We start from the raw sequence: 19,303 nt of genomic DNA on the forward strand, positions 1-19,303 counted from the left end.
ACGGGCCCGCACAGAGCCACGACCCTCAACGCCCCGGCGCACACCATCCACCGGCACGCGCCCCCACGCCCACCGTCACGGACGAGGCCGCGAGCGGGGCGCCCGGCACCTCACGCCTTCGGCTTGAACGTCTTCGTGAAGGTCCGCCAGGTGTCCTTGCGCAGTTCACCGCTCCACTTCGCGGCCTTGGCGGTGTACATCAGCGCGTACCCCTGCCGCGAGTCGACGACGAAGCCCCGGTCGATCGACCGGTTCTTCGTACCGCTCTCCACATAGGTGAACTCCCAGTCGGCCGCGTTCCAGCCCCGGTAGTCCACCGCCTCTATTCGGATCCTCTTGTACTGCGGGCGCGTCATGAACCGTTCCTGGTTCTTCCAGTCCGCGACCGGGTCGCTCTTCGGCGTGGACGTCCACCCGACGAGCAGCCGCTGGCCGTCGGGCCCGGAGAACCGGGCTCCCGCGGCGTCCGTGGACTGGTACTTCCACCCGTCGGGCAGCCCGATCGAGAACCCCTGAGTGCTCTTGTACGTCTCGGTCGCGATGTCTCCCGAGCCGGAGCCGGAACCGTCCTCGCTCACCGACCCGTCGGACCCGCCCGAGGGACTGGGCGAGCTGCCCCCGGACCCGCCCGAACCGCCGGCTTCCTCCGTGGTCTCCCCGTCCGGGCTGGGGTCGGACCCCGCGGCCTTGTCGACGTCGTCGGCCGTGCCCTTGTCCGCGTCCTTGCTGTCGGCGTCGCTCCCCGACGCCGCCCCGCTGGACGCGACCGCCTTGGTGTCGGCCCCCTTGCTGCCCGTCGAACCGTCGTCGTCACCACCGAGGGTGAGCGCCAGCACGGTGCCGAGGACGGCCAGGACCACGGCCACCGCGATGACCGCCAGGGTCCGCCGCGACACCACGTCCGTGATCGGCGCCCTGGGCACCGGCCGCGGCGGCAGATCCGGCGGCGGCATCTCGGGCCACCCCGAAGTCCGCCCCGCCGAGACGGAGTTCCCCGCGCCCGCGCCCTGAGCGGCACCGCCGGCCCGCGGTCCGGGCACCCCGGACGCGGCCGGCCTGCCCGCCGCCTGCGCCGCGCCGCCGGTCTGCGCGCCGCCGGTCTTCGCGCCCTCGGCACGGGACGAGACCCCGACAGAGGCGGACCGCGTCGTCACCGCCGCAGGGCTGGAGCCCGAGGGCTTCGCACCGGCCCCACCGGAGCCACCAGAGACCCCACCGGAGCCACCGGAACCCCCACGGGACCCCCCGGAGACCCCACCGGAGGCACCCCCCGAAGCCCCACCGGAAGCACCGCGCGCGGCCTCCGCACCGCTGCCACCGCCGCTCCCGGCACCGGCACCGACGGCCGCCGACCCGGCCGCAGCGGCGGCCGCACCCTTCCGCATGGACCACCGGGGCGCGCGAGCCCGCTCGCCCCCGCCGTCCTTGCCTCCGGAACCGCCCTTCTTCGCGCGCTCCTCCGGCACCGGCGGCAACGGCACGACCCGCGTGGCGTCCGCGGGCTCGACGTCCTTCGGATCGGGCGCGTGGATCACCCTGTTGAGCATGGCCCGCGCGCCGGCGTCGTCGAGGCGCCGCTCGGGGTCCTTGGTGAGCAGGCCGAAGATGACGTCCTTCAGCGCGCCGGCGCGCTTGGGCTGCGGCACCGGCTCGGTCATCACCGCGGTCAGCGTCGCTATGGCCGAACCCTTGTCGTAGGGCGGCACCCCCTCGACGGCCGCGTAGAGCAGACCGCCGAGCGACCAGAGGTCGGCGGCGGGCCCGGGCTTGTGGCCGCGCGCCCGCTCCGGCGAGATGTAGGAGGGGGCGCCGACGAGCATGCCGGTCGAGGTGATGGAGGGGTCGCCCTCGACCTGTGCGATACCGAAGTCGGTGAGGACGACCCGGCCGTCGTGCTTGTCGATGAGGACGTTCGACGGTTTCACGTCCCGGTGCAGGATGCCCTCGCGGTGCGCGGCGCGCAGCACGTCGAGGATGGCGAGCCCCACCTCGGCGGCCCGCCTCGGTTCGAGGACGCCGTCCTCCCGGATGACCTCGGCGAGCGACTTGCCCTCGACGAGCTCCATGACGATCCACGGCCGGTCGTCCTCGTGGACGACGTCGAACACCGTCACCGCGGCGTTGTTGCGGATCCGCGCGATCGCCTTGGCCTCGCGCAGCGTGCGCGTGATGAGCCGCCGTTTCTCGTCCTCGTCGATGCTCGACGGGAACCTCAGCTCCTTGACGGCGACCGTACGGCCCAACGTCTCGTCCATGGCACGCCACACCGTGCCCATGCCGCCGCGACCGAGCACCCCTCCCAGCCGGTACCGCCCGGCGAGGAGACGTGCGTCCTTGTCCTGACGGGATTCCCCAGCCCGCTCCGCCTCCGACATGCGTCCCCTCATACAACCCGCCCTGACAGAGCCTCCATTGTCACCCACCCGCCAACCGCCCCACGCCCAGGGCCCCCCTCAACCGGCCACCCCGTCTCCAGACCCCTCACCGCGCCCACCCACACTTCACAACGGGGCCCCGATTCCCGTGGCTTCCCGCCCACCCCTCCGAGCCCGTCCGGCGTTCGAGGACGAGCCCGAAGGGTCTGCGGGGACGAGCCCGAACGTCTGCGGGGGCTAGTCCGAACGTCTGCGCGGCGAGTCGATTACAGCGGAACGATGTCCGGCGCCCCCAGCCGCGCCGCGTCCGCCGTCAGGTCGTCCGGCTGCCGCTGCGACTCCCGCTCCGCCTCCACCCTCTTCTCGTAGTGCTGAACCTCCCGCTCGATCTGGTCCTTGTCCCAGCCGAGCACGGGAGCCATCAACTCCGCCGCCTCCCGGGCACTTCGCGTCCCCCGGTCGAACGTCTCGATCGAGATCCGCGTCCGGCGTGTCAGCACGTCGTCGAGATGCCGCGCCCCCTCGTGCGAAGCCGCGTACACCACCTCGGCCCGCAGATAGTCGTCGGCCGCGTGCAACGGCTCCCCCAACGACGGATCGGCCGCGATCAGTTCGAGCACCTCCTCGGTCGCCGATCCGTACCGGTTCAGCAGATGCTCCACCCGCACCACGTGCAGCCCGGTGTTCGCCGCGATCCGCGCCCGCGCGTTCCACAGGGCCCGGTATCCCTCCGCCCCCAGCAGCGGTACCTCCTCGGTGACGCACTCGGCGACCCGCTGGTCGAGCCCGTGCACGGCGGCGTCCACCGCGTCCTTGGCCATCACCCGGTACGTCGTGTACTTCCCCCCGGCCACCACCACCAGTCCCGGCACCGGATGCGCCACGATGTGCTCCCGCGAGAGCTTGCTGGTGGCGTCGGACTCCCCCGCGAGCAGTGGCCGCAGCCCGGCGTACACCCCCTGCACGTCGTCCCGCGTCAGCGGCACCGCCAGGACCGAGTTCACATGCTCCAGCAGATAGTCGATGTCCGCGCTGGAGGCCGCCGGATGTGCCTTGTCGAGGTCCCAGTCGGTGTCCGTGGTGCCCACGATCCAGTGCCGTCCCCAGGGGATGACGAACAGCACGGACTTCTCGGTCCGCAGGATCAGCCCGGTCGTGGAGTGGATCCGGTCCTTCGGTACGACCAGATGGATGCCCTTGGAGGCCCGGACGTGGAACTGCCCGCGCTCGCCCACCATCGCCTGGGTGTCGTCGGTCCACACCCCGGTCGCGTTGACGACCTGGCGGGCGCGGATCTCGTACTCCCCGCCGCCCTCGACGTCCTGCACCCTGGCCCCGACGACCCGCTCGCCCTCCCGCAGGAACCCGGTCACCCGCGCGCGGTTGGCGACCTTCGCCCCGTACGACGCGGCCGTGCGCACCATGGTGGCCACGTACCGCGCGTCGTCCATCTGGGCGTCGTAGTACTGCAGGGCCCCGACGAGCGCGTCCTTCTTCAAGCAGGGCGCGACGCGCAGGGCGTGGTGACGGGTCAGGTGACGGTGGATCGGGAGCCCGCGCCCGTGTCCGCGCGCCATGGACATCCCGTCGTACAGCGCGACGCCCGAGCCCGCGTACCACCGCTCCCACCCCTTGTGCTGCAAGGGGTAGAGGAAGGGGACCGGCTTCACCAAGTGGGGGGCCAGCCGCTCCAGCAGCAGCCCACGCTCCTTCAGGGCCTCGCGGACGAGAGCGAAATCGAGCATCTCCAGATAGCGCAGGCCGCCGTGGATCAGTTTGCTGGACCGACTGGAGGTACCCGACGCCCAGTCACGCGCCTCGACCAGGCCCGTGGACAGACCGCGGGTCACGGCGTCCAGGGCCGTGCCCGCACCGACCACGCCACCACCCACGACCAGCACGTCCAGCTCGCGCTCGGCCATACCCGCCAGTGACTCGGCGCGCTGCGCCGGTCCCAGTGCCGCTGTCCTCACCGCTGCCTCCCGCTGTCCGTCGCGTCGGCCTCATCCGTCCATGCCCGTCAGGCGAGACCCAGCTCTTTCGTCCCTCTCGCATCCCCTGCCCAAAATTCTGACCGCGTTGCCCGAGTTCGGCCACCACCGGCCCCCAGCCTGTGGATAACTCCGCAGGACGCGCACAGAAAAACACTGCCCCAATCCCGTATATCGGTCATATTTCCGCCTAATGTGACATTGCGCTCGCTCATCCAGACCACCGGGCTTGCGCGTCTGTCCCGCTTCGGTTACTGGGAAGGACGGCCCCGCCATGCCCGCAGATCTCGCCGTGATCGGACTCGGCCAGTTGGGGCTGCCGCTGGCCCAGGCCGCCGTCGCCGCCGGCATCGCCACGCTCGGTTACCGCACCGGCCCCGACTCCGGTTCGCTCGCCCCCGGCGAACTGCGCCGCATGCTGGCCCGCGGCTTCAAGCCCACCACCAGCCCCGCCGAACTCGGCCGCGTCCGTACGGCGGTCATCTGCGCGCCCACCCCCCTCGGCGCCGACGGCTCCCTCGACCTCACCCAGGTCGAGGAGGCCGCCCGCACCCTGGCCGCCCGGCTGCGCCCGCACACCACGGTCATCCTGGAGTCCCCGGTCCCCCCGGGCACCACCGGGGACCTCCTGCGCCCCCTCCTCGAAGAGGGCTCCGGCCTACGCGCCGGCCGCGACTTCCACCTCGCCTACTCCCCCGCGCGCGTGGACCCGGGCAACCGCGCCTACGGCCCCGCCAACATCCCCAAGGTGATCGGCGGTCTCACCCCCGCCTGCACGGAATCGGCGGCCGCCTTCTACGGCCGCCTCACCGACAAGGTGGTACGCGCGCGTGGCCTGCGCGAGGCCGAGACGGTCCACCTCCTGGAGACCAACTACCGCCACGTCAACATCGCCCTGGTCAACGAGATGGCCGCCCTCTGCCACGACCTGAACGTCGACCTCTGGGACGTCATCCGCTGCGCCGAGACCAAGCCCTTCGGCTTCCAGGCGTTCCGCCCCGGCCCCGGCGTCGGCGGCCACGCCCTCCCCCAGGACCTCGCGGGCCACGCCCCCCGCTCGCTCCGCATGGTCGAACTGGCCCAGCGGGTCAACCACCGCATGCCCCAGTACGTCGTCCAGCGCGCCGCCACCCTCCTCAACGAGCACGGCAAGTCGGCCCGGGGAGCCCGCGTCCTCCTGCTGGGCGTCACCTACAAGTCCGACGTCCCCGACCAACAGGGCACCCCCGCCGACGAGATCGCCCGCCGCCTCATCGAACTCGGCGCCCACGTCAGCTACCACGACCCGCACGTCCCCACCTGGAGCGTCCTCGACCGCCCCATCCCCCGCGCCGACTCCCTCTACGAGGCCACCGCCGACGCCGACCTGACGATCCTCCTCCAGCAGCACCGCACGTACGACCTCCAGGGCCTGTCGGTGAAGGCACAACTGCTGCTGGACACGCGGGGAGCTACGCCCACGGGGGCGGCGCACAGGTTGTGAGAGGGGGCGCACGCCACACCCCTGGCCTCCGGGGCCGCTGGCAGCCGCCCGCCTCCACCGGTACCGTACGGAAACAGGCGGAGCCCACCGCAGCGGTCACTGCGGCAGGCTCCTGGATGGTTCACGGAGTGTCCGCCCCTAGTTGGTGTGGGGGCGGCCGCTCACCATCCGAAAAGCCGCAAGATCCACCTCCTCCGGCACTTCACCATCCGAAGACGGACTCGGTCCCAGCGGGTGGGCTTGCGGTGACGTCCCATGGGCGCCCCCTTCCACGACACCGCCCATTGACCCGGTAGGCGGTCCGTCGGAAATCGGGCCGGGCCCCGAGGGCGGGGTCCGGACCAGGTCCTTGGAAGGGGGCTCCCAGCCAAGCTGGGGCGCCGGACACGAACGCTATCGCCCGGCTACGCCCGTTCGGCCCACATTCGCCCCGAGCACCACCACGCGCCCCCACCCCCACAACTCACGCCCCCGCCAGCCCACTTGGGCACGCAAAAGGGCCCGGTCGCCCTCAGGCAACCGAGCCCCAAGCCCCGCTCAAGCCGAGCGCCGCGTCAGCTCACCGCATATGCGTCGAATCCGCCACCGTCACCTCGACGCGCTGGAACTCCTTCAGCTCGCTGTACCCGGTGGTGGCCATCGCCCGCCGCAGCGCACCGAAGAGGTTCATGGAGCCGTCGGGCGTGTGCGAGGGCCCGGTGAGGACCTCCTCGATCGTGCCCACGGTGCCGAGGTCGACCTTCTTGCCACGCGGCAGCTCCTCGTTCACCGCCTCCATGCCCCAGTGGTTGCCCTTGCCGGGCGCGTCCGTCGCGCGGGCCAGCGGCGAGCCCATCATCACGGCGTCCGCGCCGCAGGCGATCGCCTTCGGGATGTCACCGGACCAGCCGACACCGCCGTCCGCGATGACGTGCACGTACCGGCCGCCGGACTCGTCCATGTAGTCCCGGCGGGCGGCGGCGACATCGGCGACCGCCGTGGCCATCGGGACCCGGATGCCGAGCACGTTGCGCGTGGTGTGGGCCGCGCCGCCGCCGAAGCCGACGAGGACACCGGCCGCGCCGGTCCGCATCAGGTGCAGGGCGGCCGTGTAGGTGGCGCAGCCGCCGACGATCACGGGGACGTCCAGCTCGTAGATGAACTGCTTCAGGTTCAGCGGCTCGTGCGAACCGGAGACGTGCTCCGCCGACACGGTCGTACCGCGGATCACGAAGATGTCGACACCCGCGTCCACGACGGCCTTGGAGAACTGGGCGGTGCGCTGCGGCGAGAGCGCGGCGGCGGTCACGACACCCGAGTCGCGCACCTCCTTGATGCGCTGCCCGATCAGCTCCTCCTTGATGGGAGCGGCGTAGATCTCCTGGAGGCGACGGGTCGCGGCCTCGTCGGGCAGGTCGGTGACCTCGTCGAGCAGCGGCTGCGGGTCCTCGTACCGGGTCCAGAGACCTTCGAGGTTGAGGACGCCGAGGCCGCCCAGCTCGCCGATGCGGATCGCGGTGGCCGGGGAGACGACCGAGTCCATGGGGGCGGCCAGGAACGGCAGCTCGAAGCGGTAGGCGTCGATCTGCCAGGCGATCGAGACCTCCTTCGGGTCCCGCGTACGGCGGCTGGGGACGACGGCGATGTCGTCGAAGGCGTACGCCCGGCGGCCGCGCTTGCCGCGCCCGATCTCGATCTCAGTCACGTCTGTGGCCTTTCCCTGATGCGTTCAGCGTCTACCAGTATCGCCGACGGGCACGACGAGGGCGGCCCCGGATACACCGAGGCCGCCCTCACCAGGTCCGCTGTCTACTTACGGCTGTAGTTCGGCGCCTCGACGGTCATCTGGATGTCGTGCGGGTGGCTCTCCTTGAGGCCCGCGGAGGTGATCCGGACGAAGCGGCCGTTCGCCTGGAGGTCCGGGACGGTGCGGCCGCCGACGTAGAACATCGACTGGCGCAGACCGCCGACCAGCTGGTGGACGACCGAGGAGAGCGGGCCGCGGTAAGGCACCTGGCCCTCGATGCCCTCGGGGACGAGCTGCTCGTCGGAGGCGACGCCCTCCTGGAAGTAGCGGTCCTTGGAGAACGACTTGCGGTCGCCGCGCGACTGCATCGCGCCGAGCGAACCCATGCCCCGGTACGACTTGAACTGCTTGCCGTTGATGAACAGCAGTTCGCCCGGCGACTCGGCGCAGCCCGCGAGCAGCGAGCCGAGCATCACGGTGTCGGCGCCCGCGACCAGGGCCTTGGCGATGTCGCCGGAGTACTGCAGGCCACCGTCGCCGATGACCGGGATACCGGCCTCCTTGGCGGCGAGGGAGGCCTCGTAGATGGCGGTGACCTGCGGGACGCCGATACCGGCGACGACGCGGGTCGTACAGATGGAGCCGGGGCCGACGCCGACCTTGATGCCGTCCACGCCGGCGTCGATCAGGGCCTGGGCGCCGTCACGCGTGGCGATGTTGCCGCCGATGACGTCGACGCCGGAGGAGTTCGACTTGATCTTGGCGACCATGTCGCCGACCAGACGGGAGTGGCCGTGGGCGGTGTCGACGACGATGAAGTCGACGCCGTTCTCGATGAGGGCCTGGGCGCGCTCGAAGGCGTCGCCGGCGACACCGACGGCCGCGCCGACGAGGAGGCGGCCCTCGCCGTCCTTCGCCGCGTGCGGGTACTTCTCGGCCTTGACGAAGTCCTTGACGGTGATGAGGCCCTTGAGGATGCCCGCGTCGTCGACCAGCGGAAGCTTCTCGATCTTGTGCTTGCGCAGCAGCTCCATGGCCTCGACGCCGGAGATGCCGACCTTGCCGGTGACCAGCGGCATCGGCGTCATGACCTCGCGGACCCGCTGCGTGCGGTCGGTCTCGAAGGCCATGTCCCGGTTGGTGACGATGCCGAGCAGCTTCTTGTTGCCGTCGGTCACCGGGACGCCGCTGATGCGGAACTTGGCGCAGAGCGCGTCGGCCTCGGCGAGCGTGGCGTCGGGGTGCACGGTGATCGGGTCGGCGACCATGCCGGACTCGGAGCGCTTCACCAGGTCGACCTGGTTGGCCTGGTCCTCGATGGAGAGGTTCCGATGCAGCACTCCGACGCCGCCCTGCCGGGCCATGGCGATGGCCATGCGGGACTCGGTCACCTTGTCCATCGCGGCCGAGAGCAGCGGGATGTTCACCCGCACGTTCTTGGAGACGTAGGAGGCGGTGTCGATCTCGTCGGGTGCCATGTCCGACGCGCCGGGCAGCAGCAGCACGTCGTCGTAGGTCAGCCCGAGCGTCGCGAATTTATCGGGCACTCCGTCGACGTTTGCAGTCATGACACCTTCCCCAAATGGCCTTGATCGGTGCGGATGTCCATGCTAACGGGAAGTGCGGGGCACACATTCCACGGTACGAAGTCCTGCCGGGCTTCGTATGTTCGTACGGAAAAAGCGCCCCGCGTGTTCACGCGGGGCGCCCCGAGAAGCCGTGGGCCGGTGCGGCTACTGCTCCGCCAGCGCCCGGAGTCTGCTGAGCGCCCGGTGCTGGGCCACCCGGACCGCGCCCGGTGACATCCCCAGCATCTGTCCGGTCTCCTCGGCCGTGAGCCCCACCGCGATCCTCAGCAGCAGCAGCTCCCGCTGGTTCTCCGGGAGGTTGGCCAGGAGCTTCTTGGCCCACTCGGCGTCGCTGCTGAGCAGGGCGCGCTCCTCGGGGCCGAGGGAGTCGTCGGGACGCTCCGGCATCTCGTCCGAGGGGACGGCCGTCGACCCGGGGTGACGCATCGCGGCCCGCTGCAGGTCGGCGACCTTGTGGCCGGCGATGGCGAACACGAACGCCTCGAACGGCCTGCCGGTGTCCTTGTAGCGCGGCAGCGCGAGGAGGACGGCGACGCAGACCTCCTGCGCCAGGTCCTCCACGAAGTGCCGCGCGTCACCGGGCAGCCGGGACAGCCGGGTGCGGCAGTAGCGCAGCGCCAAGGGGTGGACATGGGCGAGCAGATCGTGCGTGGCCTGCTCGTCCCCGTCGACCGCGCGATGCACGAGCGCACCGATCACTGTCGTCTCGTCGTCGCGCATCGGTCCATGGTGCCTTGCGGCCGTCCGGTCCGTGGCGCCACGTCCATGGTTGTGCACCGAAGCGTTATGAGCAGGCGCGCCGGAACTCATCTCCTGCGCCCTCCCCTCCCGCTCGTTCGACTGCTCCCCTAGGAACTCCACACCTCAAGGATGCGGCATCCGCGGCGAAACGAGCAGCGGGCACCCGGCGGATCGTCTCGTCGCCCCCGCCCGCCGTGCGGCAGGCGGGGCTCCTCCCTCGTGGGGGGCCACCCCCGGCACGGTCCATTCAGCGGACCAGACCCCAGCGGAAGCCGAGCGCCACCGCGTGCGCGCGGTCCGAGGCGCCGAGCTTCTTGAACAGGCGCCGGGCGTGGGTCTTGACCGTGTCCTCGGAGAGGAACAGCTCGCGGCCGATCTCGGCGTTGGAGCGGCCGTGACTCATGCCCTCCAGGACCTGGATCTCGCGGGCTGTGAGCGTCGGCGCGGCACCCATCTCGGCGGACCGCAGCCGGCGCGGGGCGAGCCGCCAGGTCGGGTCGGCCAGGGCCTGGGTGACCGTGGCCCGCAGCTCAGCGCGGGAGGCGTCCTTGTGCAGATAGCCCCGCGCGCCGGCGGCGACGGCGAGGGCCACGCCGTCCAGGTCCTCGGCGACGGTGAGCATGATGATGCGCGCCCCGGGGTCCGCGGACAGCAGCCGCCGCACGGTCTCGACGCCGCCCAGACCGGGCATGCGTACGTCCATCAGAATCAGGTCCGAGCGGTCGGCCCCCCAGCGGCGGAGGACTTCCTCGCCGTTGGCCGCCGTGGTCACGCGCTCGACGCCGGGCACGGTCGCCACCGCGCGGCGCAGCGCCTCTCGGGCAAGCGGGGAGTCGTCGCAGACGAGGACGGATGTCATGGCCGCCCTCCGCAGCTGATGCGCGTCACCTTGAGCCTCCAGGCTGGTACGTAATCGTCACCTGTGCGGTCGACACTCACGAGCGGACACGAACGCCTGCCCGAGCGCTTGTTCTTTCAACCGCCTCCGCCCGTCTCAACGACGGTCACTCGAAAGAGTTACGGGATGGCTGGTCACCTTCGGCACTCTACGTGAGGGGGCGGACACGGTGCAGACATGCGCAAGGGACCCTCAACGTTTCATCACAACCTATGCCCCATTCAGACGTTTTTGTTCGCATTTATTGGTGTCTGAGGCTAGATTCGCAATGAGTCATATTTTCATCTCCTTAGATAGTCGATGTACGGTCATGGGCAACATCTCCTCCCAGAACGGCAACAAGGGGACACGCAATGGCAGATTTCTCCCGCCTTCCCGGACCGAACGCTGATCTGTGGGACTGGCAGCTCCTCGCGGCCTGCCGCGGCGTCGACAGCTCGCTCTTCTTCCATCCCGAAGGAGAACGCGGTGCGGCACGGAGCGCTCGTGAGAACTCGGCCAAAGAGGTCTGCATGCGATGCCCGGTACGCGCGCAGTGCGCGGCCCACGCCCTGGCGGTGCGCGAGCCGTACGGCGTGTGGGGCGGGCTGACCGAGGACGAGCGCGAGGAGCTCATGGGCAGAGCGCGCCACCGGCTGGTGACGGCGTCCGCGTCCGGCAACGAGACCGGTTCGGACACCTGAAAGAACGTTTCTTCAGTGCCGGGCACCAGATGCCCGTGCTCCAGGCGCTAACGCGCGGCCGCTCCGGCCAACCGGTCCAGCGTCGCCGCGACCGTGGGCACCAGGGCCAGGTCCGGCAGGGTGAGCGCCACGATCTCCCGGTGCACCACCGGCTCGACCGACACCGTCCGCACCCCCTTGGGTCGTACGGACTCGACGGCCAGCTCCGGCAGCACGGCGACCCCCAGCCCCGCGCCCACCAGACCGACCACCGCCGGGTAGTCGTCGGTCGCGAAGTCGATCCGGGGTGTGAAACCCGCGCTCTCGCAGACCCGCACCAGCTGCCCCCGGCAGCGCGGGCAGCCGGCGATCCAGGACTCGTCGGCGAGTTCCCCGATGCCGATGGAGCCCGCGCGGGCCAGCCGGTGCCCCTGCGGGACGAGCCCGACGAGCCGGTCCGTGAGCAGGGGGCGCACGACCAGGTCGTCCCACTCCCCCTTCTCGGCTCCGGCCGCGCCCTCGTAGCGGAAGGCGAGCGCGATGTCACAGTCGCCGGCGCGGAGCATCTCGACCGAGCGCGGCGGTTCGGCCTCCTCCAGGGAGACCCGGGTGCCGGGGTGGGCGGCGCGCAGGGCCGCCAGCGCGGTGGGCACGAGGGTGGAGCTGCCGCTGGGGAAGGAGACCAGGCGGACCCGGCCGGCGCGCAGCCCGGCGATGGCGGCGACCTCCTCCTCGGCCGCGGTGAGCCCGGCGAGGATGCCGGCCGCGTGCCGCACCAGCGCCTCGCCCGCCTGGGTCAGCCGCATCTCGCGGCCGGTGCGGACCAGCAGCGGGGTGCCGACGGAGGATTCGAGCGCCTTCATCTGCTGGCTGACGGCGGGCTGGGTGCAGCCCAGTTCACGTCCGGCCGCCGAGAAGGAACCGGTGGCGGCGACGGCGCGCAGGACACGGAGATGGCGGGCCTCGATCACACGGTCGAGCATAAGCGCGGCTTGGATGCAGTGCCGCATATTGCGTCGACGCTTTGACTACGGCCGCGTACTCGTACCCGTATGAAGCTTCTGTCGGTCAACTTCTCGGCCCTCGAAGAACCGAGCTTGTCGACTCGGTCCGAAGGGCGTCGATTGGTCGATTGCAAGTGGAGCGTGACTGGCTGCCACGTGGTTCCCTGCGTCCGGTGCGGCAAGCCGCGCTGGGGCGATTGACTGCGCCCCGCTGCCACACGTCCCGAAGGACGAGGGAGTCGCCGCGAGCCGCCTCTGAGCGACTCAAGCTGTTCCAGGGTGCGCCCGGCGCGTATCTGCGGGTGATCCGGCCGGGCGAGATCGGTGCGGGCGCCCCGGTCGAGATCGTCCACCGCCCGGACCACGACATCACCGTGGGCCCTGACCTTCCGCGCCACGATGACCGAACACGAGCTGCTGCCGCGGCTGTTGGCGGCGGGTGAGGCACTGCATCCGGCGTGCTGGAGGTGGCGCGGAAGTACGTGGCGGCGCAGGGGTGACGGGGCCGGTGCGAGACGGGGTGCCGGTGAAGGTGCCACGGGGGTGCGGGTGTTCGCCGGGGCGTCGGCGAAGTCGCTGGTGAACGTGCGGTGGAGCAAGCGGACCCGCACAGTCCCGGTCACTACGCTTGCGCCATGACAACGGCTCTGATTACGGGATCGACCGCGGGGATCGGTGCCGCCTTCGCGCGGCGGCTGGCGGCGGACGGGCACAACCTGGTGCTGGTGGCGCGTGACACCAAGCGGCTGCGGGAGCAGGCCACCGAGTTGCACGACCGGCACGGCATCGAGGCGGAGGTGCTGACGGCGGACCTCGCGACGGACGACGGCATCGAGTCGGTGGCCCGGCGACTGGCGGACCGCAAGAACCCGGTCGACCTGCTGGTCAACAACGCCGGCTTCGGCAACAAGGGCCGTTACCTCGACGTCTCCATGGCCGACGAGCTGCGGATGCTCAAGGTGCACTGCGAGGCGGTCCTGCGCCTCACCTCCGCGGCCACCGAGGGCATGCGCGAGCGCGGCCGGGGCGGTGTGGTGAACGTGGCCTCGGTCGCGGCCTTCGTGCCACGCGGCACGTACGGGGCGTCGAAGGCGTGGGTCGTGCAGTTCTCCCAGGGGGCCGCGCGCGATCTGGCAGGCACCGGGGTGCGGCTGATGGCCCTGTGCCCCGGCTTCGTCCGGACCGAGTTCCACGAGCGGGCCGGCATGGGCACCGACAACATCCCCTCCTGGATGTGGCTCGACGCCGACAAGCTCGTCACCGCCGCCCTCGCCGACCTCTCCCGGGGCCGGACCGTCTCGATCCCGGACCCCCGGTACAAGGCCCTGATGGGCGTGGTGAAGGTGGTGCCGCGCGGGCTGCTGGGCGGGATCAGCTCGAAGACGGGACGGAAGTACGGGCCGCAGTAGGGGCGCCGGAACGGTCCAGCGGGTGAGCGCGGCGGCCCGGCGGGACAATGGGAGCTGTTCATCCGGACCCAGGGGGGTCGGGAGGCGGTGTGTCATGACATTCGTGCAGCTCATCGACTGCAGGACCAGCCGGTTCGACGAGATGAACCAGCTGATGGACACCTGGGTGGAGCAGACCAGGGGTAAGCGGACCGCGACGCACAGCGTGATCGGGAAGGACCGCTCGGACGGGTCGCACTTCGTGGAGATCGTGGAGTTCCCGTCGTACGAGGAGGCGATGCGCAACTCCGGGCTGCCGGAGACGGAGCGGATCTTCCAGGAGATGGTGGCGCTGTGCGAGGAGATGCCCACGTTCACGGATCTGGACGTGGTGCGCGACGAGCAGTTGTACGCGGCCACCGCCCGGCGGTTCCTCACGACCATCGCCACGAAGGGCGAACTGCCGCCGCTGGACGATCTGCTCGCGGAGGACTACCACGATCACGTGCCCTCCGGGGAGCCCGACGCCATCGGGATGGACGCGTTCCGGCGGACCTGTGAGGAGTGGCGGCGCGGCTTCGACTTCGCGTTCACCGTGGAGGACCAGATCGCGCAGGGTGACCGGGTGTGCACCCGGTGGACCTGGGAGGCGACCCACAAGGGGGACTTCCTCGGGATCGCGGCCACGGGGCGGTCGGTCCGGATGACGGGCACGGTCATTCACCGCTGCGCTCCCGACGGGAAGATCACCGAGGGCTGGTGGGAGTACGACCGGCTCGGTCTGATGGGGCAGTTGGGCGCGCTCGACGACCTGGAGAAGTGACCGGCTCAGCCACCTGGAGGCGCGGCCCGGGGCAGCGGGGGTGGTGACGCGGGAGGCCCGGCACCCCTCGCAGGGGTGCCGGGCCTTCGCCTACGGCTTACCGACGTCGTACGTCAGTGGGAGTGGCTGTGACCGTGGCCGTGGCCCGCGTCGGCCGGCTCCTCTTCCTTCTTCTCGACGACCAGGGTCTCGGTCGTGAGCAGGAGGGAGGCGATGGAGGCGGCGTTCTCCAGGGCGGAGCGGGTGACCTTGACCGGGTCGATGACGCCGGACTTGACCAGGTCGCCGTACTCGCCGGTGGCGGCGTTGAAGCCCTGGCCCTTGTCGAGCTCGGCGACCTTGGAGGTGATGACGTAGCCCTCCAGGCCGGCGTTCTCGGCGATCCAGCGCAGCGGCTCGACGGCGGCCTTGCGGACGACCGCGACACCCGTGGCCTCGTCGCCGGTCTTGCCGAGGTTGCCCTCCAGGACCTTCACGGCGTGGACGAGCGCGGAGCCACCACCGGAGACGATGCCCTCCTCGACCGCGGCGCGGGTCGCGGAGATGGCGTCCTCCAGACGGTGCTTCTTCTCCTTCAGCTCCACCTCGGTGGCGGCGCCGACCTTGATGACGCAGACGCCGCCGGCCAGCTTCGCGAGGCGCTCCTGGAGCTTCTCGCGGTCCCAGTCGGAGTCCGTGTTCTCGATCTCGGCCTTGATCTGGGCGACGCGGCCCTGCACGGCACCGGAGTCACCGGCGCCGTCGACGATCGTGGTGTCGTCCTTGGTGACGGTGACGCGGCGGGCGGAGCCGAGCACGTCGAGACCGACCTGGTCGAGCTTGAGGCCGACCTCCTCGGAGATGACCTCGGCGCCGGTCAGCGTCGCCATGTCCTGGAGCATCGCCTTGCGGCGGTCGCCGAAGCCGGGGGCCTTGACGGCGACCGCGTTGAAGGTGCCGCGGATCTTGTTGACGACCAGGGTCGACAGGGCCTCGCCCTCGACGTCCTCGGCGATGATCAGCAGCGGCTTCGAGGCGTTGGCCTGGATGACCTTCTCCAGCAGCGGCAGCAGGTCGGCGATGGCGCCGATCTTGCCCTGGTGGATGAGGATGTACGGGTCGTCGAGGACGGCCTCCATACGCTCCTGGTCCGTGACGAAGTACGGCGACAGGTAGCCCTTGTCGAAGGCCATGCCCTCGGTGAAGTCCAGCTCCAGACCGAAGGTGTTGGACTCCTCGACGGTGATGACACCGTCCTTGCCGACCTTGTCCATCGCCTCGGCGATGAGCTCGCCGACCTGGGCGTCCTGGGCGGACAGACCGGCGACGGCGGCGATGTCGGACTTCTCGTCGATCGGGCGGGCGGTCGCGAGGAGCTCCTCGGACACGGCCTTGACCGCGGCGTCGATGCCCTTCTTCAGGGCGGCCGGGGAGGCACCGGCGGCGACGTTCTTCAGGCCCTCGCGCACCAGCGCCTGGGCGAGCACGGTGGCGGTGGTGGTGCCGTCACCCGCGATGTCGTTGGTCTTGGTCGCCACCTCCTTCACCAGCTGGGCGCCGAGGTTCTCGTACGGGTCCTCGACCTCGACCTCGCGGGCGATGGTCACGCCGTCGTTGGTGATGGTGGGGGCGCCGAACTTCTTGTCGATGACGACGTTGCGGCCCTTGGGGCCGATCGTCACCTTGACCGTGTCGGCAAGCTTGTTGACGCCGCGCTCGAGGGCGCGACGGGCGTCCTCGTCGAACTTCAGGATCTTCGCCATGGGAGCGGTTCAGCCCTCTCGGAAACGTGGGTGAAACGAACTGCGCCCCCGACGCCCGGCTGATTAGTGGTCGCGGGGGCCAAGGGCGCAGCTCAAAAGCAAGGTGCTTCGGTGAGGAAGCGGGTGAACTACTTCTCGACGATCGCGAGCACGTCGCGAGCCGAGAGGACGAGGTACTCCTCGCCGTTGTACTTCACCTCGGTGCCGCCGTACTTGCTGTACAGCACGATGTCGCCGACGGAGACGTCGAGCGGCAGCCGCTGGCCGTCCTCGAAGCGGCCCGGACCCACGGCGAGGACGACGCCCTCCTGGGGCTTCTCCTTCGCGGTGTCCGGGATGACCAGGCCAGAGGCGGTGGTCTGCTCGGCGTCGAGCGGCTGGACCACGATGCGGTCCTCGAGCGGCTTGATGGCAACCTTGGAGCTGGTGGTCGTCACGATCCGACCTCCCCCTTCGGAGATCACGGGGTTGACTGTCTGAGGTGGCGACCAGGTGGATCCGTCGTCGCGGGTGCCGGACCTGCCCGTCGCGTTGTTGGCACTCTCCAGGGGGGAGTGCCAGACCTGAGACTATGACCGCGATTAGCACTCGGTCAAGCGGACTGCTAATCGAGCGGGTTGCGGCGGGGCGTCAGAGGTAGTCCTCCAGGCGGCCGACCGTCAGTCCCTGCTCCTGGACACGGCGCAGCAGCCGGCTCGTCATCTCCGTGAGTGTGATGCCCTTCAGCTGGTCCGGGCCCCGGAATCCGGCGAGGACGATGTCGCCCGGGCGGAGGCGGTCGCCGACGGCGTAGCGGAGGTCGTGGATCTGCATGGCCGCGCGCCACAGCACGAGGGCGGAGAGGCCGCAGTCGGCGGCGGCGCGGAGCGTGGTGGTGTCGTAGACGCCGTAGGGCGGGCGGAAGAGGGTCGGCCGGACGCCGAAGCGCTGCCTGAGCTTGTTCTGCTGGCCGCAGATCTCGGCGCGCTGTCCGGCGTACGGCAGGCCGCGCAGGGCGGTGTGGTCGAGCGTGTGGTTCTGCACGGTCGCGCCGACGGCCCGCAGCCGCGCGAAGTGGCCGTATCCCGGGCCCCCGACGCTGTCCGTCAGGAACATGCTCACCGGCAGCCGCAGCTCCCGCACCATGTCGACGAACCGGGGGTCCCGCTCGGCCCCGTCGTCGTACGTCAGGAAGACGACCTTGTCGCGGGTGGGGACACGATCGACGACGGGCAGGGGTCCCGCCCCGGCCGCGCGGGGCAGGGGGCGGCGATCGGGGTGCACGGGCGCGGGGGCGAGGGGGGTGGGGAGGCCCCAGCGGCGGTGCGGGGGCACGGAGGCGTGCGGGGGCACGGAGGCGTGCGGGGGCACGGAGGCGTGCGGGTGGGGGCGCGCGGGGGCGTGCACGCCGGAGTGGGGGGTGGTGGGGGCGGTCGCGGTGGGGGCGGTCGCGCAGCCGGTGAGGAGCAGTGCGGCGAGGGCCGTGAGGGCGACCAGGGTGCGGGCCGCCGACCTACGGGCCGCCGACAGGCAGGCCACTGGCGTACGGGCCGCAGGCGTACGGGCCGCAGGCGTACGGGCCGTCGGCCTGGAGGGCACTGGCGTGCGGGCCGCCGGCGGGCGGGCCGGTGGGACGCGTGCTCCCCGGTGCGTCCTTCGGTGTGGCCCTCGCCCGGCCTCCCCGTCGGCCCTCACAGGTAGTCCTCCAGCCTCGCCACCGCGTATCCCTCGGCGGTGACCAGGTTCAGGAAGCGGCGGATCATGTCCGGCATGGTGCCCTTCCAGTCGGACGTGCCCCGGAAGTGGCTGAGGACGATGTCGCCGGGCCGGAGTGCGCGGTCCGACTCGCGGTAGTCCCAGCGGTCGACGAAGACCTCCTCGTTCCAGAGGGGGACGGCCTCGACGCCGCAGCTCTCGGCGGCCCGGAGGGTGTCCCGGTCGTAGCTGCCGTAGGGCGGCCGGAAGAGGGTCGGCCGGGTCCCGTACCGCTTCTCGATCACGTCCTGCATCCCGCAGATCTCGCGCTTCTGGGCGGCGTAGGAGAGCGCGGGCAGATGGCGGTGGTGGAGGGTGTGGTTGTGGAGGGCGGCGCCACGGTCCCGCATCCGCTCGAAGTAGCCGTAGTCCTCCTTGATCAGGTAGTCGCTGAGGAAGGCGGTGTACGGGATCCGCAGGTCGGTCATCATCCGCAGGAACGCGGGGTCCTTCTCGGCGCCGTCGTCGATGGTGAGGAAGACGACCTTGTGACGGGTGGGGACGGTGGTGAAGACCGGGGGGAGGCCGTCCTCGGCATGGCCGTCGACCTCGAATCCCTTGCGGGTGGTGAGTTCCGGCTTCTCGACCGGCGGCGCGGGCGCGCTCAGTGGCACCTTCGCGAGCCCCCAGCGCTTCGCGGCGGCGACCCGCGCGGCGTGCGCGCGGCGCACTTTCCCGGCGTACGCGTCGAGGGCGCGGGCGGCGGGCGCGTCGGGCTGCCGCCGACCGCCCTGCTCGGGCGCGCCACGCCGCCCGTGCCGCCCGCGCTGCTGGCCGTGGGCGGGTTCGGCGGTCCCGGCGGCCGCCCCGGCCTCGGCGGCGCCCCGCTGCCCGGAGGAGCCCCGCTCCGCGGCCTCCTCGACACCGCCTCCGGCGCACCCGGACGCGACGGCCGCCGCGGCGAGCACGGCGACGACACCCAGGACGCCACCGCTCCCCCCGCGACTCCCGCGACGCCCCCGGCGACTCCCCCTACGGCTCCGGAGGGTCACCCAGATGACACGGTTTAGATCATTTTGTCGTACGAATCGCATGGCGCCGCATCCTCGCAGGGCCGCCCGCCTCCACCACCCCGACACCGCCGCCGTCCGCCGACCATCCACCGACTGGCCCACACCCCTCCCCCTGGCCTCCGCCCCGCCCCCCT

General features: G+C 71.2%; 15 protein-coding genes and 1 pseudogene. 5 read left to right on the top strand and 11 right to left on the bottom strand.

The window, feature by feature from the left end; translation table 11 throughout:
• Positions 1-110: 110 nt before the first annotated feature.
• The gene (locus ACZ52C_RS07950; RefSeq protein ID WP_469073921.1) at positions 111-2,375 is read right to left on the bottom strand and encodes a serine/threonine-protein kinase; all 2,265 of its coding nucleotides are present in this window, start codon (positions 2,373-2,375) and stop codon (positions 111-113) included.
• A gap of 266 nt (positions 2,376-2,641) precedes the next feature.
• Positions 2,642-4,348 carry a glycerol-3-phosphate dehydrogenase/oxidase gene (locus ACZ52C_RS07955; protein WP_469073922.1) on the bottom strand — a complete coding sequence of 569 codons (1,707 nt, stop codon included), beginning with the start codon at positions 4,346-4,348 and terminating at the stop codon, positions 2,642-2,644.
• Between the two features lie 292 nt (positions 4,349-4,640).
• Here ACZ52C_RS07955 and ACZ52C_RS07960 point away from each other — a divergent pair, with 292 nt between their 5' ends.
• Entirely contained in the window at positions 4,641-5,849 is a 1,209-nt protein-coding gene (locus tag ACZ52C_RS07960) for a nucleotide sugar dehydrogenase (RefSeq protein WP_469073923.1), read from the top strand.
• Positions 5,850-6,408: 559 nt separating this feature from the next.
• Here the strand turns inward: ACZ52C_RS07960 and ACZ52C_RS07965 are convergent.
• The 4 genes from ACZ52C_RS07965 to ACZ52C_RS07980 all read right to left on the bottom strand — a co-directional run bounded on the left by ACZ52C_RS07965 (position 6,409) and on the right by ACZ52C_RS07980 (position 10,764).
• Positions 6,409-7,533, bottom strand: coding sequence for a GuaB3 family IMP dehydrogenase-related protein (locus ACZ52C_RS07965; RefSeq protein WP_469073924.1), 1,125 nt, complete (start codon positions 7,531-7,533; stop codon positions 6,409-6,411).
• 104 nt (positions 7,534-7,637) lie between these two features.
• Entirely contained in the window at positions 7,638-9,143 is a 1,506-nt protein-coding gene (guaB, locus tag ACZ52C_RS07970; RefSeq protein ID WP_469073925.1) for an IMP dehydrogenase, read from the bottom strand.
• A gap of 165 nt (positions 9,144-9,308) precedes the next feature.
• Positions 9,309-9,884, bottom strand: coding sequence for a sigma-70 family RNA polymerase sigma factor (locus tag ACZ52C_RS07975; RefSeq protein WP_005481141.1), 576 nt, complete (start codon positions 9,882-9,884; stop codon positions 9,309-9,311).
• 268 nt (positions 9,885-10,152) lie between these two features.
• Positions 10,153-10,764, bottom strand: coding sequence for a response regulator transcription factor (locus ACZ52C_RS07980; RefSeq protein ID WP_003948568.1), 612 nt, complete (start codon positions 10,762-10,764; stop codon positions 10,153-10,155).
• 392 nt (positions 10,765-11,156) lie between these two features.
• Here ACZ52C_RS07980 and ACZ52C_RS07985 point away from each other — a divergent pair, with 392 nt between their 5' ends.
• Positions 11,157-11,486, top strand: coding sequence for a WhiB family transcriptional regulator (locus tag ACZ52C_RS07985; RefSeq protein ID WP_469073926.1), 330 nt, complete (start codon positions 11,157-11,159; stop codon positions 11,484-11,486).
• 47 nt (positions 11,487-11,533) lie between these two features.
• Here the strand turns inward: ACZ52C_RS07985 and ACZ52C_RS07990 are convergent, their stop codons facing one another.
• On the bottom strand, positions 11,534-12,436 hold the full coding sequence (locus tag ACZ52C_RS07990; RefSeq protein WP_469074176.1) for a LysR family transcriptional regulator: 903 nt from the start codon (positions 12,434-12,436) through the stop codon (positions 11,534-11,536).
• Positions 12,437-12,744: 308 nt separating this feature from the next.
• Here ACZ52C_RS07990 and ACZ52C_RS07995 point away from each other — a divergent pair.
• The 3 genes and pseudogenes from ACZ52C_RS07995 to ACZ52C_RS08005 form a co-directional block, all read left to right on the top strand.
• Positions 12,745-12,969 (top strand): annotated as a pseudogene (locus ACZ52C_RS07995) (MOSC domain-containing protein); the annotation flags it as partial.
• 135 nt (positions 12,970-13,104) lie between these two features.
• Complete coding sequence (locus ACZ52C_RS08000) at positions 13,105-13,878, top strand: SDR family NAD(P)-dependent oxidoreductase (RefSeq protein ID WP_469073927.1); 774 nt, start codon at positions 13,105-13,107, stop codon at positions 13,876-13,878.
• A 94-nt stretch (positions 13,879-13,972) separates the two neighbouring features.
• Entirely contained in the window at positions 13,973-14,680 is a 708-nt protein-coding gene (locus ACZ52C_RS08005) for an ester cyclase (RefSeq protein WP_469073928.1), read from the top strand.
• A gap of 113 nt (positions 14,681-14,793) precedes the next feature.
• On the opposite strand, the gene groL is transcribed toward ACZ52C_RS08005, so the two are convergent.
• The 4 genes from groL to ACZ52C_RS08025 all read right to left on the bottom strand — a co-directional run bounded on the left by groL (position 14,794) and on the right by ACZ52C_RS08025 (position 19,190).
• The gene (gene groL / locus ACZ52C_RS08010) at positions 14,794-16,422 is read right to left on the bottom strand and encodes a chaperonin GroEL (RefSeq protein ID WP_469073929.1); all 1,629 of its coding nucleotides are present in this window, start codon (positions 16,420-16,422) and stop codon (positions 14,794-14,796) included.
• A 128-nt stretch (positions 16,423-16,550) separates the two neighbouring features.
• Positions 16,551-16,859: a co-chaperone GroES gene (gene groES / locus ACZ52C_RS08015; RefSeq protein ID WP_033527131.1), complete on the bottom strand. Its 309-nt coding sequence runs from the start codon at positions 16,857-16,859 to the stop codon at positions 16,551-16,553.
• Between the two features lie 193 nt (positions 16,860-17,052).
• On the bottom strand, positions 17,053-17,931 hold the full coding sequence (locus ACZ52C_RS08020) for a polysaccharide deacetylase family protein (RefSeq protein ID WP_469074177.1): 879 nt from the start codon (positions 17,929-17,931) through the stop codon (positions 17,053-17,055).
• Between the two features lie 161 nt (positions 17,932-18,092).
• Complete coding sequence (locus tag ACZ52C_RS08025) at positions 18,093-19,190, bottom strand: polysaccharide deacetylase family protein (RefSeq protein WP_469073930.1); 1,098 nt, start codon at positions 19,188-19,190, stop codon at positions 18,093-18,095.
• Between the last annotated feature and the right edge of the window lie 113 nt (positions 19,191-19,303).

Source organism: Streptomyces sp. NPDC034049 (assembly GCF_055575575.1).